This is a genomic window from Mucilaginibacter defluvii, assembly GCF_039543225.1.
Lineage (GTDB): Bacteria > Bacteroidota > Bacteroidia > Sphingobacteriales > Sphingobacteriaceae > Mucilaginibacter > Mucilaginibacter defluvii.
On record NZ_BAABJI010000001.1, the window covers coordinates 388,894 to 414,830 of the forward strand.

Annotated in this window: 24 protein-coding genes; 14 read left to right on the forward strand and 10 right to left on the reverse strand. The window is 44.2% G+C overall.

Annotated elements, in window-relative coordinates; translation table 11 throughout:
* The first annotated feature begins 29 nt into the window (after positions 1-29).
* Together bglX and ABD960_RS01670 are read left to right on the forward strand one after the other, a co-directional pair.
* Positions 30-2,312 carry a beta-glucosidase BglX gene (gene bglX, locus ABD960_RS01665; protein ID WP_345329155.1) on the forward strand — a complete coding sequence of 761 codons (2,283 nt, stop codon included), beginning with the start codon at positions 30-32 and terminating at the stop codon, positions 2,310-2,312.
* A 169-nt stretch (positions 2,313-2,481) separates the two neighbouring features.
* Positions 2,482-3,861, forward strand: coding sequence for a hypothetical protein (locus ABD960_RS01670; protein WP_345329157.1), 1,380 nt, complete (start codon positions 2,482-2,484; stop codon positions 3,859-3,861).
* A gap of 90 nt (positions 3,862-3,951) precedes the next feature.
* Here ABD960_RS01670 and ahcY read toward each other — a convergent pair whose 3' ends face one another.
* A complete protein-coding gene (ahcY, locus tag ABD960_RS01675; RefSeq protein ID WP_345329159.1) occupies positions 3,952-5,268 on the reverse strand; it encodes an adenosylhomocysteinase in 1,317 nt (438 codons plus the stop codon).
* A 122-nt stretch (positions 5,269-5,390) separates the two neighbouring features.
* On the opposite strand from ahcY, the gene ABD960_RS01680 reads away from it, so the two are divergent.
* A complete protein-coding gene (locus tag ABD960_RS01680) occupies positions 5,391-5,687 on the forward strand; it encodes a hypothetical protein (protein WP_345329161.1) in 297 nt (98 codons plus the stop codon).
* 97 nt (positions 5,688-5,784) lie between these two features.
* Positions 5,785-6,195, forward strand: a complete 411-nt coding sequence (locus tag ABD960_RS01685) for a BrxA/BrxB family bacilliredoxin (RefSeq protein WP_345330071.1) — start codon at positions 5,785-5,787, stop codon at positions 6,193-6,195.
* Between the two features lie 57 nt (positions 6,196-6,252).
* On the opposite strand, the gene ABD960_RS01690 is transcribed toward ABD960_RS01685, so the two are convergent.
* On the reverse strand, positions 6,253-7,011 hold the full coding sequence (locus tag ABD960_RS01690) for a glycosyltransferase family 2 protein (protein WP_345329163.1): 759 nt from the start codon (positions 7,009-7,011) through the stop codon (positions 6,253-6,255).
* Positions 7,012-8,259: a glycosyltransferase family 4 protein gene (locus tag ABD960_RS01695; protein ID WP_345329164.1), complete on the reverse strand. Its 1,248-nt coding sequence runs from the start codon at positions 8,257-8,259 to the stop codon at positions 7,012-7,014.
* 162 nt (positions 8,260-8,421) lie between these two features.
* Here ABD960_RS01695 and ABD960_RS01700 point away from each other — a divergent pair, with 162 nt between their 5' ends.
* The 3 genes from ABD960_RS01700 to ABD960_RS01710 are packed head-to-tail and all read left to right on the forward strand — an operon-like array spanning position 8,422 to position 9,971.
* Positions 8,422-8,961, forward strand: coding sequence for a serine acetyltransferase (locus ABD960_RS01700; RefSeq protein WP_345329167.1), 540 nt, complete (start codon positions 8,422-8,424; stop codon positions 8,959-8,961).
* 7 nt (positions 8,962-8,968) lie between these two features.
* Positions 8,969-9,715 (forward strand): class I SAM-dependent methyltransferase, encoded by a 747-nt coding sequence (locus tag ABD960_RS01705; RefSeq protein ID WP_345329169.1) that lies wholly within the window; start codon positions 8,969-8,971, stop codon positions 9,713-9,715.
* A 7-nt stretch (positions 9,716-9,722) separates the two neighbouring features.
* The gene (locus ABD960_RS01710) at positions 9,723-9,971 is read left to right on the forward strand and encodes a hypothetical protein (protein ID WP_345329171.1); all 249 of its coding nucleotides are present in this window, start codon (positions 9,723-9,725) and stop codon (positions 9,969-9,971) included.
* A gap of 47 nt (positions 9,972-10,018) precedes the next feature.
* Here the strand turns inward: ABD960_RS01710 and ABD960_RS01715 are convergent, their stop codons facing one another.
* The 6 genes from ABD960_RS01715 to ABD960_RS01740 form a co-directional block, all read right to left on the reverse strand.
* A complete protein-coding gene (locus ABD960_RS01715; protein ID WP_345329173.1) occupies positions 10,019-10,936 on the reverse strand; it encodes a glycosyltransferase in 918 nt (305 codons plus the stop codon).
* Positions 10,937-11,010: 74 nt separating this feature from the next.
* Complete coding sequence (locus tag ABD960_RS01720; RefSeq protein ID WP_345329175.1) at positions 11,011-12,501, reverse strand: oligosaccharide flippase family protein; 1,491 nt, start codon at positions 12,499-12,501, stop codon at positions 11,011-11,013.
* 3 nt (positions 12,502-12,504) lie between these two features.
* On the reverse strand, positions 12,505-13,272 hold the full coding sequence (locus ABD960_RS01725; protein WP_345329177.1) for a TylF/MycF/NovP-related O-methyltransferase: 768 nt from the start codon (positions 13,270-13,272) through the stop codon (positions 12,505-12,507).
* Between the two features lies 1 nt (position 13,273).
* Entirely contained in the window at positions 13,274-14,395 is a 1,122-nt protein-coding gene (locus ABD960_RS01730) for a glycosyltransferase (RefSeq protein ID WP_345329179.1), read from the reverse strand.
* A gap of 3 nt (positions 14,396-14,398) precedes the next feature.
* Positions 14,399-15,082, reverse strand: coding sequence for a class I SAM-dependent methyltransferase (locus ABD960_RS01735; RefSeq protein ID WP_345329181.1), 684 nt, complete (start codon positions 15,080-15,082; stop codon positions 14,399-14,401).
* A gap of 54 nt (positions 15,083-15,136) precedes the next feature.
* Positions 15,137-15,991 carry a LamG domain-containing protein gene (locus ABD960_RS01740; protein WP_345329183.1) on the reverse strand — a complete coding sequence of 285 codons (855 nt, stop codon included), beginning with the start codon at positions 15,989-15,991 and terminating at the stop codon, positions 15,137-15,139.
* 188 nt (positions 15,992-16,179) lie between these two features.
* On the opposite strand from ABD960_RS01740, the gene ABD960_RS01745 reads away from it, so the two are divergent.
* Positions 16,180-16,545: a hypothetical protein gene (locus ABD960_RS01745; protein ID WP_345329185.1), complete on the forward strand. Its 366-nt coding sequence runs from the start codon at positions 16,180-16,182 to the stop codon at positions 16,543-16,545.
* A 287-nt stretch (positions 16,546-16,832) separates the two neighbouring features.
* On the opposite strand, the gene typA is transcribed toward ABD960_RS01745, so the two are convergent.
* Complete coding sequence (gene typA, locus ABD960_RS01750; RefSeq protein WP_345329187.1) at positions 16,833-18,641, reverse strand: translational GTPase TypA; 1,809 nt, start codon at positions 18,639-18,641, stop codon at positions 16,833-16,835.
* Between the two features lie 239 nt (positions 18,642-18,880).
* On the opposite strand from typA, the gene ABD960_RS01755 reads away from it, so the two are divergent.
* The 6 genes from ABD960_RS01755 to ABD960_RS01780 all read left to right on the forward strand — a co-directional run bounded on the left by ABD960_RS01755 (position 18,881) and on the right by ABD960_RS01780 (position 25,900).
* Positions 18,881-19,039, forward strand: a complete 159-nt coding sequence (locus ABD960_RS01755) for a FeoB-associated Cys-rich membrane protein (protein WP_345329189.1) — start codon at positions 18,881-18,883, stop codon at positions 19,037-19,039.
* A gap of 34 nt (positions 19,040-19,073) precedes the next feature.
* Complete coding sequence (locus ABD960_RS01760; RefSeq protein ID WP_345329191.1) at positions 19,074-22,418, forward strand: trifunctional glycoside hydrolase family 18/polysaccharide deacetylase/glycosyltransferase family 2 protein; 3,345 nt, start codon at positions 19,074-19,076, stop codon at positions 22,416-22,418.
* 33 nt (positions 22,419-22,451) lie between these two features.
* Positions 22,452-22,991 (forward strand): GNAT family N-acetyltransferase, encoded by a 540-nt coding sequence (locus ABD960_RS01765; protein WP_345329192.1) that lies wholly within the window; start codon positions 22,452-22,454, stop codon positions 22,989-22,991.
* A 39-nt stretch (positions 22,992-23,030) separates the two neighbouring features.
* Positions 23,031-23,759 carry a YjjG family noncanonical pyrimidine nucleotidase gene (locus ABD960_RS01770; RefSeq protein WP_345329194.1) on the forward strand — a complete coding sequence of 243 codons (729 nt, stop codon included), beginning with the start codon at positions 23,031-23,033 and terminating at the stop codon, positions 23,757-23,759.
* A 106-nt stretch (positions 23,760-23,865) separates the two neighbouring features.
* Positions 23,866-24,081, forward strand: coding sequence for a hypothetical protein (locus ABD960_RS01775; protein WP_345329196.1), 216 nt, complete (start codon positions 23,866-23,868; stop codon positions 24,079-24,081).
* A 76-nt stretch (positions 24,082-24,157) separates the two neighbouring features.
* The gene (locus ABD960_RS01780; protein ID WP_345329197.1) at positions 24,158-25,900 is read left to right on the forward strand and encodes a S41 family peptidase; all 1,743 of its coding nucleotides are present in this window, start codon (positions 24,158-24,160) and stop codon (positions 25,898-25,900) included.
* Positions 25,901-25,937 lie beyond the last annotated feature (37 nt).

A 25,937-nucleotide genomic window follows, 5' to 3' on the forward strand; every position in this document is an offset into this window, starting at 1 on the left:
AAGTTTAACTCAAGTATATACTACAGATTATGAAGTTATCAAAAATAGTCATTGCATCGTGCCTGGTGTTAACAGGCTTCGGGGCATCGGCACAAAAAGCCGCCCGCGATGCTAAGATGGATGCCTACATCAATAAACTAATGGCTAAAATGACGATTGACGAAAAGATTGGTCAGTTAAATTTGCCATCTATCGGCTTTGACGTTACCGGGCCAATATTGAGCCAGGGTGTGGAAGAAAAAATTGAAAAAGGCATGGTAGGCGGTGTATTCAACACCTACACGCCAAACGCGGTGCGCAAGCTGCAAGAATTGGCCATTAAAAAAACACGCCTTAAAATTCCATTGCTTTTTGGTTATGATGTAATACACGGGCACCGTACTATTTTCCCTATTCCGCTGGGTTTATCCGCATCGTGGGATATGCCTTTGATCCAAAAAACCGCCCGTGCTGCTGCTGATGAGGCTACTGCCGATGGTTTAAACTGGGTGTTTTCGCCAATGGTTGATATTGCTCGCGATCCTCGTTGGGGCCGTGTGGCCGAAGGCGGCGGTGAGGATACCTGGCTGGGTTCGCAAATTGCAAGGGCGATGGTTAAGGGTTACCAGGGCGAAAAGAATGACCTTCGTCGTGAAGATGCCGTGCTGGCCTGTGTAAAACACTTTGCATTATACGGCGCTGCCGAAGCTGGTCGTGATTACAACACCGTTGACATGAGTATGCGCAAAATGACCGAAACATACCTGCCTGCTTACAAAGCCGCTGTTGACGCGGGTGTGGCCACGGTAATGAGTTCGTTTAACGAGATAAATGGAGTGCCTGCTGCTGCTAATCACTGGCTGCTTACTGATTTGCTGCGCAACCAATGGGGTTTTAAAGGTATGGTAGCAACCGACTATACCGCCATAATGGAGCTTAAAAACCATGGTATGGGCGATGATGCGCAGGTAGCTAAACTGGCACTGGTTGCCGGTAATGATATGGATATGGTGAGCGATCTGTTTATTGGCGAACTGAAGAAACTGGTTCAGGCTAAAAAGCTGGATGTAAAATACATCGACCTGGCTTGCCGCCGTGTGCTGGAATCAAAATACAAACTGGGTTTGTTTGATGATCCGTACCGCAATATAAGCGAAGATCGTGCTAAGAACAATATCATGAATGCTGAAAAGCTGGCTTTGGCTAAAGAAGCGGCTGAGAAAAGCATGGTATTGCTAAAAAATGATAACAACACTTTGCCATTGCAGGCCGGTAAAAAAATAGCCTTTGTTGGCCCGATGGTTAAAAATCAGCGCGACCTGATCGGTAACTGGAGCGGTGCTGGCGACTGGAAAAAAGCCACCAGCTTTTGGGATGCTTTGCAGGCACAATATCCGTCGAACAAGTTTACATATGCCAAAGGCTGTAATATTTTAGATGATAAGGCGCTGATAGATAAGCTTAATCCGCATGACGCGCAGATCGTATTAGACAGTAAATCGCCTGCCGATATGATTAAGGAAGCGGTTGAAAAAGCAAAGGATGCAGACGTGGTTGTTGCCATGCTGGGTGAAGCGTTCGGCATGAGCGGCGAAGCTGCCAGCCGCAGCGACATTGGTTTGCCGGTAAATCAACTAAACCTGTTAAAAGCCCTGCGCGAAACAGGCAAGCCTATTGTGCTGGTATTAATGAACGGTCGCCCGCTTACTTTACAGTGGGAGCATGACAATACCGCCGCTATACTGGAAACCTGGTTTGCAGGTACTAAAGCAGGCGATGCCATTGCTGATGTACTTTTTGGTAAATACAATCCGTCAGGTAAATTGAGCATGACCTTTCCGCGTAGCGTAGGGCAGATACCCATTTATTACAATGCAAAAAGCACAGGCCGTCCTTTTAACGACGAGCAAAAATATACTTCAAAATACCTGGATATACCTAACACGCCGCTTTACCCGTTTGGCCATGGTTTAAGCTATACTACTTTCAGTTATAGCGATGTTAAGCTGAGCAAAACCAGCATCCGCAACGGTGAGCGTTTACAGGCCACAGTTACGCTGAGCAATACCGGTAAATACGACGGTGAAGAGACGGTGCAGTTGTACATCCGTGATATGGTAGGTTCAGTTACCCGCCCGGTTAAGGAGTTGAAAGGCTTTCAAAAGATATTTTTGAAAGCAGGTGAAAGCAAAACAGTAACTTTTAACGTAAGTACTGACGATTTGAAATTTTACGACATCAACATGAAATATACTACCGAGCCTGGCGACTTTAAGCTGTTCATCGGTAGCAGCTCGGCTGATGTTAAAGAAGCTGATTTTAAACTGTTATAACGATCTTTCTTTTCTCGGATTTTTAGTGTGTTAATTAAGTGTATGCCCGGCCTTGTGCCGGGCTTTTTTGTTGCAGGCATAATCATGTAAATATTACGCGGAATGATGTAAAACTGAGGCGGGCATAGCAGCTTAGCTTTGTAGTAGTTGATTTAACTACCACACCTTTATGATGAATAAACTGCTCCTGATACTTTCATTTTCGATATTGACTGCCCTGCCCGCCCTGGCACAGCACGATCATCATATGCAAAAAGATGTTGCCAGGCCCGATACTGCAAAACATCAGCATAATATGCAAATGGATGATATGGCTGGTATAAAACATGATACTATGGCCATGCCGGGCATGCACCATTCGTACTCGCTTAGTCTGCCCATGAATCGTAATGGTTCCGGCACCTCATGGATGCCTGACAATACACCCATGTATATGCTGATGAAGCATACTAAAAAGGGGATGTTCATGTTTCATGGCAGCATGTTTTTGCGCTACAATAATCAGCAGTTAAATGGCAAAACCCAACGCAGCGATACACAGTTTGATGCGCCCAACTGGTTTATGGCCATGTATAACCGGCAGGTGGGTAAAAACGGTTTGCTAAATATCAGTGCCATGCTGAGTGCCGACCCATGGACGGTTACTGAACGAGGTTATCCGTTACTGTTTCAAAGCGGAGAAAGCTATAAAGGCCAAACCCTGGTTGACAGGCAACACCCGCACGATCTGTTCAGCGGGCTGACCATCGGCTATACACAACGGCTTAGTAAAAAGGTAGATGTGTTCGGCTACTTTGGTTATCCGGGCGAGCCTGCACTTGGCGCTCCCGCGTTTATGCATCGTATTGTAGCGTTGAATGATCCGGATGCACCGCTGGGCCACCACTGGCAGGATGCTACGCACATTACCTACGGAGTAGCTACGCTGGGTGTTCGGGTTGATAAATATAAACTTGAAGGATCGATATTCACCGGCCGCGAACCTGATGAGGATAGGTATGATTTTGATAAGATGCGTTTTGACAGCTACTCGTGGCGGGCATCGTTCAACCCGAATAAGGCATGGGCGTTCCAGGTATCGCAGGCGTATATCAACAGTCCGGAGCTGCTGCATCCCAATGAAAATATATGGAGATACTCCGCGTCGGCATTGTATGCTTCACCGGTATCGCACGATGGAAAATACTTTACCAGTGCATTAGTTTGGGGCATGAATCACAGCGGCCACGGCGACGAACATTCCCTTTTAGCCGAAGGCACGCGCCAGTTAAATAAACAGGCAATATATGGCCGTTACGAATTCGTACAAAAATCAGCCGAAGAGCTGGCGCTCGAGGATCAATTCGGCGCCGCCGTATTCAATGTACATAAACTAACACTGGGCACCAATCGCCGTTTGTTTAAAACAGGCCCGATAGAATACATCAGCGGCATCCAGGCGTCTATCAACTTTGCGCCTGAAAAATTAGACCCGTTATATGGCAGTACCCCCATGAGCGGGCAGATATACTTGCAAATACGGCCGGGACTGATGAAACACAAGATGTAATAAACAAAAAGCGGCATGATTGAAATCATGCCGCTTTTTGTTTATTATTATTACAAAAGCTTTCAGCTTTAGCCTTTACGCTTTCAGCTATTAATAACGGTAATACTCCGGTTTAAACGGGCCTTCAACAGTTACGCCGATGTATTCAGCCTGATCCTGATCAAGCACTTCCAGCTCAACACCAATTTTGGCAAGGTGCAGGCGTGCTACTTTCTCGTCAAGGTGTTTTGGCAGGGTGTATACTTTGTTCTCGTACTTATCGCCATTGGTCCAAAGCTCTAATTGGGCAAGGGTTTGGTTGGTGAATGAGTTACTCATTACAAAGCTTGGGTGGCCTGTAGCACAACCTAAGTTTACCAAACGGCCTTCAGCTAACACAATTACGTCTTTACCGTCAATAGTATATTTATCAACCTGTGGTTTAATTTCAATTTTAGTATTGCCATAAGCGCCGTTTAACCAAGCCATATCAATCTCGTTATCAAAGTGACCGATGTTACAAACGATAGCTTTGTCTTTCAAGGCACGGAAGTGCTGCTCACGTACAATATCCTTATTACCGGTAGCGGTAACCACAATATCAGCCTCAGAAATGGCAGTGCTCAGTTTTTTAACCTCGAAGCCTTCCATGGCCGCTTGTAAGGCACATATTGGGTCAATCTCGGTAACAATTACACGCACACCGGCGTTGCGTAATGAATCGGCAGAACCTTTACCTACGTCGCCATAACCGCAAACAACGGCTACTTTACCGGCCATCATCACGTCGGTAGCACGGCGGATTGCGTCAACCAGTGATTCGCGGCAACCGTATTTGTTATCAAATTTTGATTTAGTTACCGAGTCGTTCACGTTAATGGCAGGCATTGGCAGCGTGCCATTCTTCATGCGTTCGTACAGGCGGTGTACACCGGTCGTAGTTTCTTCAGACAGGCCTTTGATCGCGCCAATCAGTTCAGGATATTTATCCAGTACCATGTTGGTTAAATCGCCACCGTCATCTAAAATCATGTTAAGCGGCTGGCGCTCTTCGCCAAAAAATAAGGTTTGCTCAATACACCAGTCAAACTCTTCGGCGTTCATACCTTTCCAGGCGTAAACCGAGATACCGGCAGCAGCGATAGCCGCAGCGGCATGATCCTGGGTAGAGAATATATTGCATGACGACCAGGTAACTTCAGCACCCAGCTCAATCAAAGTTTCAATCAATACGGCAGTCTGAATGGTCATGTGCAAACAACCAGCAATGCGCGCGCCGGCCAATGGTTTTGAAGGGCCATACTCGGCACGTAACGCCATCAAACCCGGCATTTCAGCCTCGGCCAGTTCAATTTCTTTGCGGCCCCACTCAGCCAGCGAAATATCTTTTACCTTGTATTTCAGGTAAGTAGTCTCTACAGTCGACATATTATTTATTTTTCTGTTATTAGAATGCAAAAGTACATAATAATGTTTTCTTAATGAAATGCGGGCTTGAGGTTCAGCTTATTGGTAAACTTTTTGCTTCAGTACAAACTTAAACCAATCATATGTTAGAACACGCGCTCATTATCGCCATGATAGTATTGTTTATACATGCCTGTAGTTGGCGCGGGATGATATTTGAAGGCATCAAAAAAATTGTTGAACCTAAGGGAATGCTCTATAAGCCGCTATATGGCTGCCCGATCTGCATGACGCCCTACTATGGTACTTTGATCTACCTGCTGTTTTTCCGTCAATCTGTTGCTGATGGCTTGCTTACGGTGGCCGCTGCCAGCGGACTGAATGTTGTATCGGTGTTGCTGATCGATATAAAGGACGGTATTTGCAAGCGCGATGAATAGGGCTACCGTCAAGCCAATGTTATTATTGCGCCTGTGTGAATTGTTTTTGTAGAGAATTGATATTTTTGTATTGATTTAATTTTAAGGATAGTATATGATGTACCCAGAATATTTAGTTGCCCCCATGCGTGCCGAACTGACCAACGCGGGCTTTGAAGAACTTAAAGATGCCGACGCGGTAAAAAACGCCATTGAAAGCGAAGGTACCGTATTGGTAGTTGTTAACTCGGTTTGCGGTTGTGCCGCTGCCAACGCGCGCCCGGCCGCCCGTGCCGCCGTAACTTATGAGAAACATCCGGATAAACTGGTAACCGTTTTTGCAGGTATGGAAAGAGATGCGGTTGATGCTGCCCGTAACTATATGCTGCCTTACCCGCCGTCATCGCCATCAATGGCTTTGTTTAAGGATGGCAAGCTGGTACACATTATCGAGCGCCACCAAATTGAAGGCCGCCCTGCGCAAATGATTGCCGATAATCTGGTATACGCTTTTGATCAGTACTGCTAATCAGTATAAATAAATAGAGAGCCCGTATCGAAAGTTGCGGGTTTTTTTGTGGGACGATCAATCGTTAGTACGGCGGTGCAGCAGCCAGTACCAGCCTAAATTAAAAGCGATAACCGCGTGGTTGAACAGGGTAGGTATCAACCCGTAATATTCGCGCATAATGTTAAAACGCTCAACCAGGCTTTGCCGGTGCTTTTGTTTGGACATGCCGCCCACCAGGTATTTAGCCACATAGCGTTTAACGTTTACAATTCTTTTGGCTTGTCTGGCGGCATGTAATATCCAGTCGATATCGGCACTTAACTGGTAGCGGCTGTCATAAGGTTTTGTCAGGCTGCGCCTGATGTAGATGGCCTGATGGCTTACGCTCATGCCGTATTTAAAACTTCGCCAGTTGAATTTACCGGGTGCTTTGTGGCGGCGCTGGCCGAGGCTTTTACTGTCCGCATCAATCATTTCAGTTTCGCCGTAATAAATATCAGCGTCAGGCGATGATGCGAAAACAGCTTCAATGGTACCGGCATCATATAGCTCGTCCCCCGAGTTCATAAACAACACATAATCGCCGGTTGCTAATGCCAGCCCTTTGTTCATGGCATCATAAATACCCTTGTCTTTTTCGCTCACCAGGCGGGCAATACGGTTTTGATGTTTTTGAATGATAGCTAAAGTACCATCGGTTGATGCCCCATCGATTATGATATACTCAATATTGGCATATGTTTGCCTTAATACCGAAAGCATGGTGCGCTCCACATCGCGTACGTTATTATACACAACGGTGATGATGCTGAGGGTAGGGTTAAACGCTGCCATTTATAATATCGAATTGTAAAGATCAATGTATTGTTTGGCCACTTTGTTATTGGTAAAATTTTCCAATACCTTTTGCCGGGCCGATATTGATAAGCCTACATTATCTTCAGAAAATAACAAGTGCCTGATACCCGCTGCCAAATCGGCCGCTGATTTATATTCAGCCAGGTACCCGTTCTGCTGATGGTCTATCAGGTCAGGTATTCCGCCCGAGTTGAATGCAGCCACAGGTGTACCGCAAGCCAGGGATTCCATGATCATGTTAGGAAGGTTATCTTCCAGCGATGGCGACACAAACACATCCGCGGCACTGTAGATCTCGGCTAGGTCACTTTCAGCGTTGATTATGCTTAGTTCTTTCACCTTGAAGGGAAGGGTAGCGGTGTCGAAATGTTTATTCTTACCGAAGATTACCATTTGTACAGGAGCATCGCCGGTTTGTTGTTTCAGCAGGTGCAAGGCTTCAACCAGGTAAATGATACCTTTGCGGCGGTCGTTTATATTAGCAGCGCCAAAAAGAATAATATTAGCATCGGTATCAATACCCCATTTTTTGCGAACGGCAATTTTATCTTTTGGTGAAAAGGTATCTACATCAATTGGGTTAGGGATGGCAACCGTTGGCCTGCTACCCAACAAGCCGCTGCCGCGCGATACATTGCCCAGCCAGTTGCTGCAGCTTACTATGGTTAGGTTTTGGGCGCTTTGCAGCATAGCGAACTTACGCTGCCATACCTTATGCGAAAGATCATTAGTCTTTGGGCGGCGCAGCATCCAGCAGTTACCGCATTGGTTTACAAAATGATCACAGCCGTTAGAGTAGTGGCAGCCGCCGGTAAAGGCCCACATATCATGCAACGTCCAAACCACGGGTTTGCCTAATTGTAGTAATTGCTGCAGGTTTTTAATGCTGAGGTACCCGGAGTTCGTCCAGTGCAGGTGCAATATTTCAGCTTCCTGTATAGCAGGATGATCGAGTATGTTACTTCCTGAATTTGCAGGTGAAAAAGCAAAACGTACCGATTTGTCCCTCTCCTCAAAAGCGATGAATGGTAAGCGTTCAAGTAAAAAATTAGCTTTGGCTATGCGTTTTCCCGTTGTAGTAGTTACCCTTTGCTCGGTGGTGAGCCTTTGCTGAACGGCCATGGTTACATCAACACCGTTTTGCACCAGCGCTTTAAGCAGGCGCATACAGGCGGCGGGCGCGCCGCCACCGGCATCGGCAGTGTTGATCAATGTAACCTTCATGTATTAAAACCGGCACAAGTATAGCTAATTGCAGGCATTTATGCTTAACATAGGCTGCTAACTAAGCATTGCCTGTTTATAATGCAAAAAGCAGCGGCATGTTTAACAAACCCGCCAATTATTTTACTTTTGAGGAATCGCTAAAAAATCATCAACGTAAAAATGAACCCTTTTGCTTACTTGTTTCAGGACCGGAAAGCTAACCGCGGGAATATAAAAGGCCAGTTGGTGCTTTTTATGTTCAGGCTGGTGCAGTTGATTAACCGCTCGATGGTAGCAAAGGTGATACTTTTTCCATACCTCATGTTTTACCGCTTTTTTGTGGAATGGAGCCTGGGTATCGAGCTGCCGCGCAAGCTAACGGCGGGTAAAGGACTGATCATTTACCATGGGCAGGCACTGGTAGTTAACCAGGGCGTGGTGCTTGGCGAAAACTGTGTGCTGCGCAATTCGGTAACCATAGGGCATAAAAAACTGGCTGACGGAAACTTTAGTGGTTGCCCGCGCATTGGGAACAATGTTGACATTGGCGCAAACGTTTGTATTATTGGCGATGTTACCATTGGCGATAACGTAATAATAGGGGCGGGCGCAGTAGTGGTGAAAAACATACCGGCCAACAGTGTAGCCGTGGGTAATCCGGCGCGCATTATCGAACAAAAAACAACCATAACGGAAACAATTATTACAACAGGTGCTTAAAAATTAAATGGATAATAACTTAACCGACCGCTCGTTCTGGAAATCATTTTGGGAAGCAAAAAAGGGCCTCATTTTTCCTATCAAGGCAAATTACGTATTCGGCGATATATTAGGCAAGCTAATAGCCGAGAAGCAAATAAAAACAGCGATTGAGTTGGGCGGTTTCCCGGGTTATTACGCCACGTATCTTAAAAAGTATCAAAAGCTGGATACTACCCTGTTTGATTACTACATCCACCGCGACATCATCAAAAAGCTGCTTGAGGCAAATGGGTTAAGCGAGTCTGATATTACCATCATCGAAGCCGACTTATTTAACTATACACCCGAAAAACAATACGATCTCGTATCATCCTTTGGGTTGATAGAGCATTTTAACGATACCAAGGCCATTATTGAAACCCATCTTCAGTTTTTAAAACCCGGCGGTGTGCTGTTCATCACCCTGCCAAATTTTGTAGGCGTTAATGGCTGGGTGCAGCGCAAATTCGACCGTGATAATTACGATAAGCACAACATCAACAGCATGAACCTGCAACTGCTGGCCGATAGCTGTCGCCAGTTAGGTTTAAAAGAAGTAGAGTGTTACTACTCCGGCAAGTTTTCCATCTGGCTGGAAAATAAAGCGGAGCAAAGCGCATTGGCAAAAGTTTTTGTAAAAGGCTTATGGTTTGCCGGCAAAGTGTTTACCAAGATAGTACCTGTTGAAAGTAAGGCGCTTTCGCCTTATATTGTGTTAAAAGCGGTAAAGTAGCCTTATAATGAAAATGAAGCAATCGGCAATTAATGTAATAGCAGCAATAGCTGTATCAATTATTGTTTATTTTACAGTTCCGGCACTTTTGTACAACAGCTTTTTTGTTTCATTAGCGCCTGGTTGGCATACTACCATTTACCCGTTTGGGAGCAACTTAAATTTAACTGTGCTTATTTTAATAGTTGCTGTAATTGTGAATTTGTTATTTAAGGGAATAGCAATGTTGTTAAAGAGAATAATTGCACAGTTCTAAAGCGCCAAATACTATTTTTCAGATTCCTAAATTTTGTAAATTCAGGTTCAAGACTTTTTCAGATATTTTATCCGCCACTGCTTTATCAGCCGTAACCCACGTTGTAATAAACTGCCTTTGCGGTTCTTCAAAAAGTTACGAATGGCAATATGTGCCTGCTTGTCTTCCGCTATTATGGTCGGGAATTGCTTTACCGGCTTATCGGTAATTTGCACCTGGTACATATTCTCGATGTTGGAGTGCACACCCGTGCCATCATGCCCGATGTTGTGCACCAAAGAGTGAGATGGGTTCAAAGTCAACCCACCTTTCAAGAATATGGATGCATACCAGCGTATAGCCCAGGAGTTGTTTTTACCTGCCTTGAACTCCTGCATCTGTTTCCAAAAGTTCATGGTGTTCTCTACCGAAAAGCGGTGCTTTTTCTCGTGGTCAAATTGGGCCATCAGCTTATCGATATCCGGCTCAAAGTTTTTCCACGCCCGTGCCCACGTAGCCCATCCCCAACTTGTAGCAATATGATGAAAGAAGGTTTGCGGCAGTTTGTCATTATTTAAACCGTACATATATGCGCCGATGTGCATAACCTGCTCCTCGTTAGCATAGCGGTTAAGCGCCTCGTTAAAATATTGCAGGGTATATTTTGAGGAAAGCAGATCATCCTCAAACACGATCACCTTACCGTAATCGTTCACCAACCGGGTAACACCGTCAATAATAGATGCTGCCAAGCCCAGATTTTGTTCTCGCTCAATAACCCTAACCGATTTAAAGCCTGAAACTGTTTTTACGTATTGCCTTACCTGCTCTACTTTCTCTTTATCAGCGTCGGTTTTGGCTGCATCAGCAAAAATATACAGGCGTGATTCCTCAGCCAGTAAATTTTTTTGCAGGTAGTTAAGTGTTCTGCGGGTATGATCAGGACGGTTATAAACAAATAAAGCAATGGGGGCAAGGTTTTGCATGCTCAGTAAAACAGTATCTTTTTTGATTGAATTAACCGGAATGTAACCGGCAGGTTTTAAAAATATAATAATGCTTACCGGCGTACAAATTTAGCTATCAACTCATCAACCTTTTCGTTAACATCTGCCGATATTTTAAATAAGTAAGTAAGTACCGCGTATACAAGGGCGGTGACGCCGCTACGAGCCATAATATCAAGCCATACATTAGGCAAGCGCCAAAAATTGAAGCCGATAAAATAGCTGATGGCCGCGATAACCACTACCAGCAAATGCTTGTACGTAAAGGGCTGCATTTTAAAGCGGATCTTGATATATAGCCAAGTGGCGAAATTCATACCCACAATAGTAATGAAATAAGCTATTGCTGAGCCCAAACCTTCATAAATAGGGATAAGCAAATAGTTAAGAATGACGCAGATAACGCACATAATTACGGTGATGAGCGTTACCAGGCGGTATTTGTGTGAGGTGGTTATAATATAGCTGTTTAAACCGCCGGTAATATCAGCCAGAAAGCCAAGCCCGATAACTATAAAAAGCATAAAATATTTCGGGTCGGTAAAATCCTTATTACGGGCAAGGGCATACAGGTTATCCCGGTTAATAAATATGCCTATAAACAGCAGCATACCTACCACTAACTGTATGATAGATGTTTTGGCATAAATATCGGCAATATTGGCCATGTTTTTTGTTCGCCACGAATCGGCAACAATGGCGTAAGTGGTACGGCTGAGCGCCTGCGCCGGAATGCTGATCACCATAGCAATATTGAAGTACCAACTGTATACCCCCGTTACCGCATCACTGGCCATAGAGCTTAGCATCAATGTATCTACCTTTTGCAGCAAAGTATAAACAGAACCTGACACGAGCGTAAACATACCGAAGTTGATCATCTCCTGCTTTTTATCGCCGGTTAAGGTGCTTGTTACGCTACCCAGTTTAAAACTTCCGGATACGAGCAAATTGATAAGCAGTATAAGCGAAATAATTCCGTTAACTATAATGTATCCAAATATAAATCCCTCAAACGTGAGCCATTTCTGCGTTATCATCAGCAGCATTATGGTAGTGGCCAGGCGCAACACCACAAACTGTAGTATGTTTGAGAATATGGTACGGTAAACTGCCCGACCCATCATCTCCAAAAAGTTAAAGGCGATGATGAACAACGCCAACGGTATCATGTAATAATAATACTTTACAAACAACGGCGAGCTTTGCGCGTAAGCGCCGATGATGGCTGGTTTAAATACCAGGTACAAAGCTGTTGCAACTGAAAAGCCTATCAATGCCAAAAATGCCACCCAATGAATAAAGCCGTTGTGCTTGCCGTCTTCGGTGCGGTAAAAAGGGAAATAGCGTGCTATAATACTGGGTACACCCATTGCCGACACCAGCGAGTATAATACCGATACGCTGATAACCAGGTTATAAAAGCCGAAATTATTATCGCCAACGATGGGCGGAAAAAGCAATACCGTATTAATATACGCTATTGCCATACCTAAATAAAGTACAAGGGTATTTTTATAAGCCTGTTGCTTTACTATACCCATTGTTTATTTCCATTTTATAGCTATACGTCCGGTATAGTCAATCCGGTTTAACAAAACCGGGAGCTTATGTTGTTTGATATACTCATCCACAGCCTTTCTGGCGCCTTCCCAATGGCCGTAATCATCAATAATCAAAACACCGCCTTGTACCAGCAGCGGATATAAATAATGCAATTCATGCCTGGTGGATTCATAAAAGTCAGTGTCGAGTCTTAATATAGCGATTTTGCCAGGTAGCGTTGCCGGAATAGTATCTTCAACCTTGCCTTTTATGTAAAAAATTTTTTCATCCGGATAGTCAAGCATTCTTACGTTATTTTGCACCTCTTCAATAGTAGAATAGCACCATACTGATGTGGGGTCTTCTTTATCCGATGTATTCATTAGTTCAAGAGCTGACGTGCCGGAGAGTACTTTGTCATCTTCAGTAGGGGCAGACATGCCCTCAAAGGTATCGTATAAGTAGATATTTCTACTCAAATCCTTATTATTTACTAATGTATCTATGGCTGCCATTGAACTTCCGCCGCGCCACACACCGCATTCCACAATATCACCTTCAATGTTATTTTCTGTTATATAGTTTACAGCGTTACATAACGCGGCAATTCTTTCGGGTGTGGTAAGTGTATACGGCTTTACTTTTTTATATGTTTTTATGATGCTTTTGTCAAAGTCAGCGGGCAAGCCATCCACTATTAATCGTTTATCCGGTTTTATTATGTCGTAGCCCAATTTTTTAATAAAGCTCAAAGCTATTTTCTTTATCATTTTATTGCTTTTTTGCGTTTAGTAATAAGGTTGTCAATTTAGATATTCTATTATTAACGTCGTAGTTATTACGAATATGTGCTGCGGCTGCATTGCCAAGTTTCACGGCTAAGTTAATATCACCGGCTATATTCAGCATGTAAGCGCCCATACCTTCAATGTCATGCTCAGGCACCAGGTAACCTGTTTCACCATTGATTACGGCCTCCTTTATACCCGAGTGCAGGGTGCTTACAATGGCCAGTCCCGATGAGCCCGCTTCTAAAACCGACACGGGCGTACCTTCCTTGTCGCCATCAGCCGCCGTAACTGAATGTTGTACAAAGCACCGGCTTTGTTTTAACAACACTTTTATTTCGTCAGGCTTTAAAACCCCTCTTAATGTTACCTGAGCGTCCAGGCCAGATACTCTTATAAAAGCGGCCGTTTCATCAAATAAAGGGCCATTGCCTACCATGTTTAATGTAGCATCCTCATATTGATCAGCTACTATTTTAAAGGCTTTTACGACAGACAGGGGCGACTTTTTCTCCACAAAGCGGCCAATCGAAATAAAGTTTCTCCCGTTGGATGATATGTCTAATTGCGGAAAGGCATGCGTGTCCACTCCGCAGGAAGAAAGTGTAATTTTGTCGGCCGGAGCGCCCATTTGTTTTAAGGTCTCCACCATATCGCCCGACACAGCTATAAAAGCGCTCGCGTAATTAAAAGCCTTTTGATATTGCGCGTAATACTTTTTTACCGTACCGGCGTGGTGAACGTCGGCGCCATGATAATGTATCACCAGCGGAACGCCTGCAAGTTTACAAGCATCGGTAACCATTGCGCCAACCATACCATATTCGGCAAACACCACATCAATTTCATTTTTTGTGAAATAATTTGCCAGAGCCTTGTTGGCTATGCCTATAGATAGCTTTTTAAATATTCGCTTTTGTATCAGATATAACAAAAGTCCCCATTTCGACACGATGATAAACTTGCCCTCATCATCGTACACAGGGAAAGCCCCGCCCCACAGCACCTTTTTGTTGCCGGGCAAACGCTTTATATGTTCTTCAATAAATGTTTCGGAGAAAGCGTTGTTATTGGGTTTTATAATGCATAGGTTAAACTCACCCATCACTTATATCGGCTTTGTAGCAATAACAACGTATAATGATGCATCCCTGTCTCGCTGGCTTTGCGAGTTTATTTTGTTGAATAAGCCGATCATGCCCTGCATCACTAAAGCAAATGGCGGAATCAGGAATTTAGGCATCTTTACCGCTATAGCATCCTGTAACAATTGTAAGCCGCTGGCAGCCAATCCCATAATGCCATGAAAAGAGGAGATGATAAAACCTTCTTTTTCTACCGTTTTGCGCAAGCCCGCGCTCGTCCAGCGCCAATAATCATTCGGGGTAGGGTGATAAAACCAATAACCATGTGTAGTAAGTATTAGCGTGCCGCCGGGTTTAAGTATGCGTAACGCTTCCTGCAGGTAACCCGCAGGCGAGTCTACATGTTCTAACACCTGGTTTGACAGTACGATATCAGCGTAGTTATCAGGCAAGGTGGTCTTGCTGTCGAAATCAATATGGTGTTCGGCTTTCGGGTTCATTTCCAGGTCGACCCCCAGATACTTGCCTACCTTTGGCTCAATAACCGATCGGTAAGGCATATCGCCGCAACCAAAATCAACCAATAGCTTGTTAGGGCTATTGGTTGTTAATTGGTTAATAACTTTTATTGTTGCATCCCGCAGATGTGTTAAATGCACATAGCGCGTATGAAATATAGTAGGATTTAACCTGTCATTCCCTTTCATCCGGCTAATTTAACTTTTGTAACGTTATTCGGGAAAATAATAATCGGGCTTATCTTATTGTTGTGATAATTTGGCCGACTGTTCCTGGGTTAAAACAAAAAGTTTCTGCATTTCGGTATCGCTTATAATGCGGTTATAGATGCGGATATCATCAAGCCTGCCCATAAAATAATATGGCTCGGTACCATCATAAGGGAAAATACTGTCGCGGCCGATGAACAAAGGCGCATCAGTAAGGGCGTTAGGCGTAGGTATGTTTTGTGTAACTGCGTCTAACTTGCCGTTTATGTAAGTGGTATAGGTTTGTGCTTCCAGGTCATACAGAGACGTGATCATATACCAGATACCCTTTTGCAGGTATTTCTCACCCACGGCAAACGGATCGTCGCCGGCGGAAACGCCGTAAGAGGGCCTGCCCACTTTACCTACGCTGGTATGTTGTGCTTCAGCACCCGAAAAAGATAAATGCCAGCCGTTGCGTGAACCCGAACCGCGTTTATGTAATATGGCCGAACCGTGCGAAAGGTTATAAGCATCAACATATATCCAGTAGTTAACGGTAAAGCTGGTGTTATAAAGGCGTAGGTCTTCTTCGTCTTCCACCCTTACAAAAGCACTATAGCCATTAAACTCGTATGCCGAAGCGGGCTTGTTAAATCGGTTCTTTGCATCGGTAATATTATAAACCAAACCGTTATGCTTATTGCCTGAAAGATCCTTGGCATTGCCATCAAACGGATAAAATGCGATGAGGCCGGTTTTTAAACTATCAAGTGTAAGATCAATAGTATCTGTTGGGATTTTGGTGGAGTCAGCTGGATCGCCTTCAGGTTCAAGGGAGGTTGACTGGCAGGAAATAAAGCTTATTGAAAATAATATTGTAGCTAACAATCCAAAAAAGTGCTTCATGTATTTGTGTGATAAAATTTGCACTAATATACGTGATTTTGCAAAAATAGAATAACCCTTATTGATGATTTATGGCTGGAAGAATGGGATTACATATCCACTTTAAATGAATAACAAGTTTTCTTTCTTGGATAACATTTCTTTATATTTAATCAATTGTATTTCCTTTTAACCTTAAAACTAAAAAAATGAAAAAATTAGGCTTACTTTCAATGATGTTGCTGTTTACTGTGACCTCAATTAATGCAGTTGCTGAAGTTAAAATTCCGGCATTGCAACCACCTGCAAGCGCGGGGATAAATTTTGCTACAGTTGATATCGGAGGATTTGCTTATTCCGGTGATAATTATGTTATGTATGGCGATAACGTTACAAATAAAATAGTTGGGGTGTATTTAATTGATATTTATTTCAACCTCACACCGGTTTTTTCATTTACAAACGGGTCTTGGTACTACACAACATATCCTACAGTGTATGCCGGACCTGTGAAAATCAGAAAAACCTCAACCTCCGCACTATTTACTTTTGAAGGGACGACTTTGTATTATTAATAGAAACGTAAATAAAAAAGGGGGCCAAAAAGCCTCCTTTTTATTATATAAAGCTATTTATTGGTTGCCGTATACAACTGCAATATATTGACAAAATTAGAGCGCCCGCGAGGAAGAGCGTGCAGATAACGCGCGTTTTTATGGTCATGATAATGGGTTTTAAGTTTATGTAATGAATAACAAGAACCCAAACCGCATTAACAAGAAAAATTTTCTTTAACAGAAAATTAAAATAAAATGGCCATCCGGTTGGGATAGCCATTTTATTTTAATTAGTAATAATAATATTACGACTGGAATTTTTTACCGTTTACCTTACGCTCGTTTTCAGTTAAGTAAATTTTACGTAAGCGGATGCTTTGCGGCGTAACCTCAATGTATTCATCAGCCTGGATATATTCCATTGATTCTTCAAGCGAGAATTTGATGGCCGGTGCAATACGTACGTTGGTATCACTACCGGATGCGCGCATATTGGTTAACTGCTTGCCTTTGGTAAGGTTAATAACCAAATCATTATCGCGTATGTGCTCACCTAATATTTGGCCTTCATAGATATCTACACCCGGATCAATAAAGAAACGGCCACGATCTTGCAGTTTATCAATAGCAAATGCAGTAGTTTTACCGCTATCCATTGATATTAATACACCGTTTAAACGAGCAGGGATTGTACCTTTCCATGGCTCATAGGCTTTAAAGCGGTGTGCCATGATAGCCTCACCGGCAGTAGCGGTTAATACGTTGTTACGTAAACCGATGATGCCGCGAGACGGGATATCAAACTCAAGGTGTTGTAAATCGCCTTTTGGCTCCATAATCAACAGATCGCCTTTACGCTGGGTAACCAGTTCAATTACCTTGCCGGCAACGTCACCAGGTACATCAACTATCAGGGTTTCAATCGGCTCACATTTAACACCGTCAATCTCTTTAACAATAACCTGCGGCTGGCCCACCTGTAACTCATAGCCTTCGCGGCGCATGGTTTCAATTAGTACTGATAAGTGGAGGATACCACGGCCATATACCAGGTATGAATCAGGCGAATCGGTTTCAACAACACGAAGGGCCAGGTTCTTTTCAGTTTCCTTAATAAGGCGGTCGCGCAGGTGGCGTGAGGTTACAAACTTACCTTCTTTACCAAAGAAAGGTGAGTTATTGATGGTGAACATCATGTTCATGGTAGGCTCATCAATTTTGATAACTTCCAGTTGCTCCGGTTTTTCAAAATCAGCAATGGTATCGCCAATATCAAAACCATCAATACCTACAACGGCGCAAATATCGCCTGCTTTTACTTCGGTAGCTTTTATTTTACCTAAGCCCTCAAAAGTGTAAAGCTCTTTTATACGTGATTTTTGGATAGTACCATCGCGTTTCACCAATGATACCGGCATGTTCTCTTTAATGGTGCCGCGCGCAACACGACCGATCGCGATACGACCTACAAAAGATGAATAATCAAGCGAGGTAATTTGCATTTGCAGCGAACCTTCGTTAAACGGAGCCGGCGGGATGTGCGCCAAGATGGTATCCATCAGCGGGAAGATGTTATCGGTTGGGGTTTTCCAATCGGTATTCATCCAGCCTTGTTTTGATGAACCGTAAATAACCGGGAATTCCAGTTGCTCTTCGGTAGCATCAAGGTTAAAAAATAGTTCAAAAATCTGCTCGTAAACCTCTTCAGGGCGGCAGTTCTCTTTATCAACCTTGTTTACAACTACAATAGGTTTTAAGCCTAAAGCCAAAGCCTTTTGGGTAACAAAACGGGTTTGCGGCATGGCGCCTTCAAATGCGTCGCAAAGCAGCAATACGCCGTCGGCCATTTTTAACACACGCTCAACCTCACCGCCAAAGTCGGCGTGACCAGGAGTATCAATAATATTGATCTTAACGTCTTTGTATTTAACCGAAACGTTTTTTGCAACAATGGTAATACCACGTTCACGCTCCAGGTCGTTATTATCTAATATCAATTCTCCGGTTTCCTGTCCATCACGAAATATTTCGCAGCTGTGCAGAATTTTGTCAACCAGTGTGGTTTTACCGTGGTCAACGTGTGCTATAATAGCTATGTTTCTTATTTTTTGCATGTAAATGCGGCTCTAAAATTTGGCGCAAAGGTACACTTAATTTATTGCATTTTAAAGCTTTTACTACATTATGAATATATTAACAGCGTAGTTATCAGCCCAAAGATTGCCCCTTAAAGCTGATTTGGATACGATTTTAAGCTAATCCGCACACTGTCATTAACATGTAAATCATTATCGCGGTTATATCATGGCTCGGGTTGCTGCGTTTCAATAATATAATTTGTAATTTTGTGCCGATGAATATTCAGGTTGTAATAGTTGTTATTTTATTTGTGGCCGCAGCGTTCTATCTGGGCCGTAAAATATATAACAGCCTGTTTGCCAAAAAAGGCTGCGGTACCAATTGTAAGTGCGGCGTCGATTTTAGCAGCTTACAGCCTGATAAGCATAAATAGCCCTTTATTCCCTAATTTTTGCTATTAACATTTCATGTCACAAAAGCAGGTTTTTCAGGCCGATACGCCTGGCAGATGGAAACGCTTTAAATGGTTTAGCCGCATTTTTTTATTAGTGCTTATATGCGGTATTATTGCCGCCGCTATTACCGTTACCGATAAAACCTATCCCAGCCTTCCAAATTTAAACCCCTCACCTAAAAAGCTTACCGCACAGCAGCTCGAGCAATTAAAGCGCTCAACCAAATACCGAGATTTTAAGATACAGAAAAAGCAACTGCAAAACCTGCAGCAGGCGCGCAGGCTACAGCAACTTAAACACCCCAACAACAAACGCCGCATCAATGCCGCCTTTTACCGGGCATGGGAACCGCAGGCCTACAACTCGTTAGCCGAAAGTTTGCCCAAGCTGGATATGGTTGTGAGCGAAGGTTTTTTTATTAAGCCGGGGGCTAATGTGGTGAACGTGGCTATTGATACCGGGCTCATCAACCTGAATAAAAAGTACAAGAAGCCGGTAGTTGTCAGCCTATCCAACTATGTTAATTACGACAACCTGCGCGGGGGGTACGATACCGAAACACTTAATCGTATTACCGGTAACGCGCAATTGCGGGCCGCTTTTATTGATGACATAGTTACGCAGCTGAAAAAGCGGAATTTTAGAGGGCTTAATATTGATGTGTACGATATAGACATCAACAGCCGTAAGTTCCGCAGTTTTCAAAAAGAACTCTATACTGCCCTGCACGCTGAAGGTCTGATACTTACCCAAAATGTTATTGCCGAGGATGAGAACTACCGGCTGGAACAGTTGCAGCATGTGAACGACTACCTATTCGTGATGGCTATTGATCAGCACAACGAGTCGAGCAACGCGGGTGATGTATCGCACCAGGAATGGGTGGAGGAGCTGATAGATAATGTGTGCGCGCGGGTACCCAGCGAAAAGGTGATACTCACTTTTCCGGGTGGCGGGTTTGACTGGCCTGATAATAGCGTGGGCTCGCCTGTAAGTTACCAGCAGGCTATAAGTGTGGCCAAAGAAAATAGTGCACGTATTGTATTCGATCCGGCATCGGCTAATATGCATTACACTTACCTTGGGCTGGACAGTTTGAGGCACACCGTTTATTTTGCTGATGCGGCCGCCAATTTCAACATCATCCGCATGGCGGACGACTGGGGTACGGCGGGCGTGGCGCTGTGGCGTTTGAGTTATGAAGATCCGCGGTTGTGGAGCTTCATCTCCAAAAACCTCACTATTGATTCGCTGCGTAAAACGGGTTTTGATACCCGTTTGCTGTCATCGGTAGGTTTGAATGATAAGATAGATTACATTGGCGATGGCGAAGTGCTCGACCTGATTACTACCCCGCACGCGGGCGAGATTAAATTGCGGATGGATACCACCAGTTACACCATCACCAAACAGCAATACATTACGCTGCCTACTAAATACGTGATACGCCGCTACGGTTATAAGCCCGGCAAACTGGTATTAACTTTTGATGATGGCCCCGACCCTGACTATACCCCGCGTATATTAGACATATTGAAGCGTGAAAACGTACCTGCGGCCTTTTTTGTGGTAGGCGCAATGGCCGAAAAAAACATACCCCTGCTAAAGCGTATACATGATGAAGGTTATGAAATAGGTAACCATACCTATCTGCATCCGGATATATCAAAAGTGAGCCCGGAGCGGGTAAAGCTGGAGTTAAATGCTACCCGTAAATTAATTGAATCCGTTACGGGGCGCAGCACCATCCTGTTCAGGCCGCCGTTTAATGCGGATGCCGAGCCGCAGACTATTGCCGAGGTAATACCCGTGGCTGAAAGCCGCAGGCAAAGCTATATCAACATCGGCGAATCCATTGACCCTTGGGACTGGTATCCGGGTGTTACCGCCGATAGTATTTACGCGCGCACTATTCGCGATGCGCACAAAGGCTCCATGATATTATTACACGATGCCGGGGGCGATACCCGCGAGGCTACGGTGCAGGCGCTGCCGCGCATTATTAAAGAGCTAAAACGCCAGGGCTACAAGTTTACCACCATTGCCGATGTGATCGACAAAACGCGCGACGATATAATGCCCGTTGTTAAAGATGATGCCAACAGCGGCATTACCGGGCCTTTGTATAACGCCGTGGTGGCAGGTTATTTTTATGGCAACTGGTTTTTGTTCTACGTGTTCTTGTCGGCCATATTTTTGGCGATAGGCCGTATTATATTGATCGGTATTTTGGCTGTAAAGCAATTCTTTGAGAATAAAAACCGCCAGGCAGCTGTGGCCGACACTGATCTGCCGGCGGTTAGTATCATAGTACCTGCTTATAACGAGGAGGTTACGGCGGTTAAAACCATCAACAGCCTGCTTAAATTAAACTATCCACGCTTTGACATTATTTTTATAGATGACGGATCAAAAGATAATACCTACAAAGTAGTAAGCGAGGCGTTTGGCAATCATTCGTCGGTAAAAATATTTACTAAGGCAAATGGGGGTAAGGCATCCGCGCTCAATTACGGCATCGAGTATTCGACTAATGAATACCTGGTTTGTATTGATGCTGATACGCAGTTAAAGAGCGACGCAATTTATCATCTCATGGCATGCTTTACTGATGCCGAGATCGGCGCTGTGGCAGGTACCGTTAAGGTTGGCAATGCGCATAACCTCATCACCATCTGGCAATCCATAGAGTACATTACGGCGCAAAATATGGACAGGCGGGCCTTTGATCTTATCAACAGCATTACCGTGGTGCCAGGCGCTATCGGCGCGTTCCGTAAAGAGGCCATTTATAAAGCAGGTGGCTTTACGTCGGACACGTTGGCAGAGGATTGCGACCTGACCATGCGTATATTGAAGCAGGGCTACGTTGTGCGTAATTGCGGTGATGCTATTGCTTATACCGAAGCGCCCGAAACGGTAAAGATGCTGCTTAAACAGCGCTTTCGCTGGAGTTTTGGGGTAATGCAGAGTTTCTGGAAAAACCGTGATGCGCTATTCAATAAAAAATATCGCTTTTTTGGGATGGTAGGCATGCCTAATATCCTGATCTTCCAGATTATATTACCGCTTTTTGCACCGCTCGCCGACCTGATGATGGTGCTGGCACTTTTTGAGCCTAAGCCTGAGCGTTTGCTGAACTATTACGGGGTTTTCTTGCTGGTTGATTTTGTAGTATCCATTATTGCTTTCCGCATGGAGCGCGATGATTACCGTAAACTCATCTACATCATTCCGCAACGGTTTATGTGGCGGCAGCTGATGTATTACGTGTTATTTAAATCGGTACGCAAAGCCTTAAAGGGTGAATTAAACAGTTGGGGGACCTTGAAACGTACAGGCAGTGTTAAAGTATAATAACTATATTTGATTAGTACAATCTGTTATAATATGCCTGACCGACAGCCGTTTTCAATTAAGCAGCTAAGTGCCGATGATCTTGAAAAATACATAACTCAATTGGCTGATCTGCTGCATGCCTGTGTGCATGCCGGGGCGAGCATTGGCTTTGTGATGCCGTTTTCGCAAACGGATGCGGAGGATTACTGGGCCTCGCGGGTTTTATCGGCCGTGCAAACCAACAGCATCATAGTACTTGCCGCCATAGCCGGTGATGAATTGGTAGGCAGCGTACAACTGGATATAGACACCATGCCCAACCAGCCGCACCGTGCCGAGGTACTTAAGCTGTTGGTGCAGCCGGGTTTTCGCAGGCAGGGCATAGCTAAAACCTTGATGCTGGAGATAGAAAAAATTGCCGAAGAGCACACCCGCAGTTTGCTTACCCTTGATACCCGCACCGGCGATATAGCCGAACCTTTGTATACCTCGTTAGGTTATAAAATAGCGGGCGTTATTCCGGGCTATTGCCTCGATACTTTTGAGGACAGGCTTGACGCTACAACCATTATGTATAAAACGCTGCAATAGCTTTACACCGTTGTGCAGCGCAATACCTACATTTGCGGCATGACCAGCATCTCACCGGAAAACAAAGGCAACGCCAAAACTTACCAGCATATATTTTTCGACCTCGACCATACTATTTGGGATTTTGACCGTAATGCCGAAGAAACTTTGCAGGAGCTTTATGTTATACATAAGTTAAAAGACCTTGGCTTGCCTGTGGCCGATCTGTTCATTGAAACCTATACCCGTAATAATCACCAGCTTTGGGCTGATTACCATTTAGGTAAAATAAATAAGCAGCAACTGCGCGAAACACGTTTCAAAAAAACTTTTCAGGATTTAGGCATCGACCCTGATGTTGTGCCGCAATCGTTTGAGGATGATTACGTGCAGTTGTGCCCCACCAAAACCAACCTGTTTCCGCACGCGCACGAAACGTTGCAATACCTGCAATCCAAATACAGCCTGCATTTAATTACCAACGGCTTTAAAGAGGCCACCGAACTAAAAACAACGGGTACCAATATTGCCGGTTATTTTAATAATATCATCATCTCTGAAATAGTGGGGGTTAACAAACCCGATAAAGCCATATTTGAACATGCCGTTACCCTGGCGGGTTGCACCAAGCATAGTTGCCTTATGGTAGGCGACAGCATAGAGGCCGATGTGCGCGGCGCGCTGGCCTACGGTATGGATGCCATTTACTTTAACCCGCACAATGCCCAAAAACCAGCGGATGTGCCTCAGCAGATCAGTAGTTTGAAGGAGTTGGTGGAATTGTTGTAAATGCCGACGTTGATTTTATGCAACGACGGAATTCAAAGGCAAATCGAAACTCAAACAAGCAACATTTATACTTTTTTATATTTTTGCATCAAACTCATTTATACCAATGGCCGAAATAAGCATTAGCAACCAGGACTGGAACCGCGTTAAAATAAAACTGCAACGCAAATACAATCATCTTACTGATGCGCAATTACAATATACCGAAGGGCAGGAGGACAGCCTGATTACCCGTATTATGGAACTCGTTAACCGCGACCGGGATTACGTGGTTTTTACCCTCAAAAAGGCGCTGGTAAACATTGATAACAATCGCCTGTAAAATTTAAAGACCCTCCGCAAAAACCGGGGGGCTTTTTGTACATTTATATTATAGTAGATAAGACGAATACCGCAAAGTGAAGATCAAAAAATATAAAGTACAGTATTTAGTAACCGGCATCATTGCCGTTGCCGCCATCACCTTCAGTTTTAAAGATGATCTTTTCCAGATATCGAAGAACCTCGACGTTTTTGCCTCGCTGTACAAGGAAGTAAATATCAATTATGTTGATGATATCAACTCTGCCAAAATGGTTAAAACCGGGGTTGATGCCATGCTCAACGGATTGGATCCGTATACGGAGTTTGTGCCCGAATCGGAGATTGAAGATTTTAAGCTGCATTACGTAAGCACGCAATATGGCGGCATTGGCGCATCGGTATTTACACGTGATGATAAAGTTTATATATCCGACGTTTTCAGCGGTTTCCCCGCACAAAAGAATGACATACGCGCGGGCGACCAGATTTTAAAAATAAACGGCTTAACCCTTAACGGTAAAAATAACGAGGAAGCAAGCCAGTTGCTGAAAGGCCAGAAAGGTGCGCCTATAAAAATAGTGTTGAAACGTACCGGAGAGGTAAACCCGATTGAAAAAAACATCCTGCGCGACGAAATAAAGCAACCCAATGTTGCGTATTACGGCATGGTTGATGGCAATATGGGTTATATCAAGCTTGATAAATTCCTGGAGCGATCAGCTGATGAAGTGAATGCCGCGCTTTTAGCTGTAAAAAAGAATAATCCCGCAGGTATTATCCTTGATCTGCGCTCAAACGGTGGTGGTATTTTGCAGGAAGCTGTTAAAATAGTTAACCTTTTTGTGGCCAGGGATGTGAAGGTGGTATCGCAAATGGGTAAAATAAAAGAAAAAAACTATGTGTACACCACACAGGATAACCCCCTTGAACCCGATTTGCCGCTGGTGGTATTGGTAAACAACCGTTCGGCATCAGCTTCAGAAATTGTGGCCGGTACGCTTCAGGATATGGACAGGGCAATCATCATCGGCCAGCGCAGCTTTGGCAAGGGGTTGGTTCAGCAATCATTCAGCCTGCCTTACAACAATCTGGTGAAGATAACCGTGGCTAAGTATTACACTGCATCCGGGCGTTGCGTACAGGAGCTGGATTACGCGCACCGTAAAAACGATGGCAGCGTGGTTAAGGTAGCCGATTCATCCATCCATGAATTTAAAACCAAAAACGGCCGCTCTGTTTATGATGGCAGCGGTGTATCGCCTGATATTGAGGTTAAGCGAGAGAAATTCGCGCGTATTACGCAAACGCTGGTGGCCAAGCTGTTGATATTTGATTACGCTACGCAATATAAAAACACGCATCCTAAAATAGCCGACGCGCGTTCGTTCGCGCTTACTGATGCGGAGTATGATGACTTTGTAAAGTACCTGGCGGGGAAGGATTATAAATATACCACCGCAACCGAAACGCTTTTGAACAGCCTGAAAACCCAGGCCACTAACGAAAAACAGTTTAACGAGATACAGGCTGAATACGAGGTGCTGCGCAATAAGCTGTTGGCCAGCAAGGGTAACGACTTAAAACAACACAAGCAGGAGATAAAAGAGCTGCTTGAAAATGAAATATCAGCGCGTTATTATTTTGAGAAAGGCCGTTACGAAACGCATTTTAAGTACGATAAAGAACTTGCCGAAGCTATTAAAACCATGCAGGATAAGGCGCTGCTTGCCGCTGTATTGTCCGGCCAGGGCAAATATAAAAGCATCGGTAAGCCTCAATTAGCCGCGGTAGCGGTTAAAAAAGATGCCGCTTTGACTGATAGCGACGATGATGAATAGCGGCTTCGGTACACTATCAGTTAATTATTTAATTATT

What these genes read in the sequence shown, in the direction of transcription:
- ABD960_RS01730 (WP_345329179.1), bottom strand. Translation starts at nt 14,395, where the DNA reads ATGGGTGAGTTTAACCTATGCATTATAAAACCCAATAACAACGCTTTC.
- ABD960_RS01715 (WP_345329173.1), bottom strand. Translation starts at nt 10,936, where the DNA reads ATGCAAAACCTTGCCCCCATTGCTTTATTTGTTTATAACCGTCCTGAT.
- ABD960_RS01700 (WP_345329167.1), top strand. Translation starts at nt 8,422, where the DNA reads ATGAACCCTTTTGCTTACTTGTTTCAGGACCGGAAAGCTAACCGCGGG.
- ABD960_RS01705 (WP_345329169.1), top strand. Translation starts at nt 8,969, where the DNA reads ATGGATAATAACTTAACCGACCGCTCGTTCTGGAAATCATTTTGGGAA.
- ahcY (WP_345329159.1), bottom strand. Translation starts at nt 5,268, where the DNA reads ATGTCGACTGTAGAGACTACTTACCTGAAATACAAGGTAAAAGATATT.
- ABD960_RS01740 (WP_345329183.1), bottom strand. Translation starts at nt 15,991, where the DNA reads ATGAAGCACTTTTTTGGATTGTTAGCTACAATATTATTTTCAATAAGC.
- ABD960_RS01685 (WP_345330071.1), top strand. Translation starts at nt 5,785, where the DNA reads ATGTACCCAGAATATTTAGTTGCCCCCATGCGTGCCGAACTGACCAAC.
- ABD960_RS01775 (WP_345329196.1), top strand. Translation starts at nt 23,866, where the DNA reads ATGGCCGAAATAAGCATTAGCAACCAGGACTGGAACCGCGTTAAAATA.
- ABD960_RS01725 (WP_345329177.1), bottom strand. Translation starts at nt 13,272, where the DNA reads ATGATAAAGAAAATAGCTTTGAGCTTTATTAAAAAATTGGGCTACGAC.
- ABD960_RS01720 (WP_345329175.1), bottom strand. Translation starts at nt 12,501, where the DNA reads ATGGGTATAGTAAAGCAACAGGCTTATAAAAATACCCTTGTACTTTAT.
- ABD960_RS01670 (WP_345329157.1), top strand. Translation starts at nt 2,482, where the DNA reads ATGATGAATAAACTGCTCCTGATACTTTCATTTTCGATATTGACTGCC.
- bglX (WP_345329155.1), top strand. Translation starts at nt 30, where the DNA reads ATGAAGTTATCAAAAATAGTCATTGCATCGTGCCTGGTGTTAACAGGC.
- ABD960_RS01690 (WP_345329163.1), bottom strand. Translation starts at nt 7,011, where the DNA reads ATGGCAGCGTTTAACCCTACCCTCAGCATCATCACCGTTGTGTATAAT.
- ABD960_RS01695 (WP_345329164.1), bottom strand. Translation starts at nt 8,259, where the DNA reads ATGAAGGTTACATTGATCAACACTGCCGATGCCGGTGGCGGCGCGCCC.
- ABD960_RS01745 (WP_345329185.1), top strand. Translation starts at nt 16,180, where the DNA reads ATGAAAAAATTAGGCTTACTTTCAATGATGTTGCTGTTTACTGTGACC.
- ABD960_RS01760 (WP_345329191.1), top strand. Translation starts at nt 19,074, where the DNA reads ATGTCACAAAAGCAGGTTTTTCAGGCCGATACGCCTGGCAGATGGAAA.
- ABD960_RS01710 (WP_345329171.1), top strand. Translation starts at nt 9,723, where the DNA reads ATGAAAATGAAGCAATCGGCAATTAATGTAATAGCAGCAATAGCTGTA.
- ABD960_RS01680 (WP_345329161.1), top strand. Translation starts at nt 5,391, where the DNA reads ATGTTAGAACACGCGCTCATTATCGCCATGATAGTATTGTTTATACAT.
- ABD960_RS01765 (WP_345329192.1), top strand. Translation starts at nt 22,452, where the DNA reads ATGCCTGACCGACAGCCGTTTTCAATTAAGCAGCTAAGTGCCGATGAT.
- ABD960_RS01735 (WP_345329181.1), bottom strand. Translation starts at nt 15,082, where the DNA reads ATGAAAGGGAATGACAGGTTAAATCCTACTATATTTCATACGCGCTAT.
- ABD960_RS01770 (WP_345329194.1), top strand. Translation starts at nt 23,031, where the DNA reads ATGACCAGCATCTCACCGGAAAACAAAGGCAACGCCAAAACTTACCAG.
- typA (WP_345329187.1), bottom strand. Translation starts at nt 18,641, where the DNA reads ATGCAAAAAATAAGAAACATAGCTATTATAGCACACGTTGACCACGGT.
- ABD960_RS01755 (WP_345329189.1), top strand. Translation starts at nt 18,881, where the DNA reads ATGAATATTCAGGTTGTAATAGTTGTTATTTTATTTGTGGCCGCAGCG.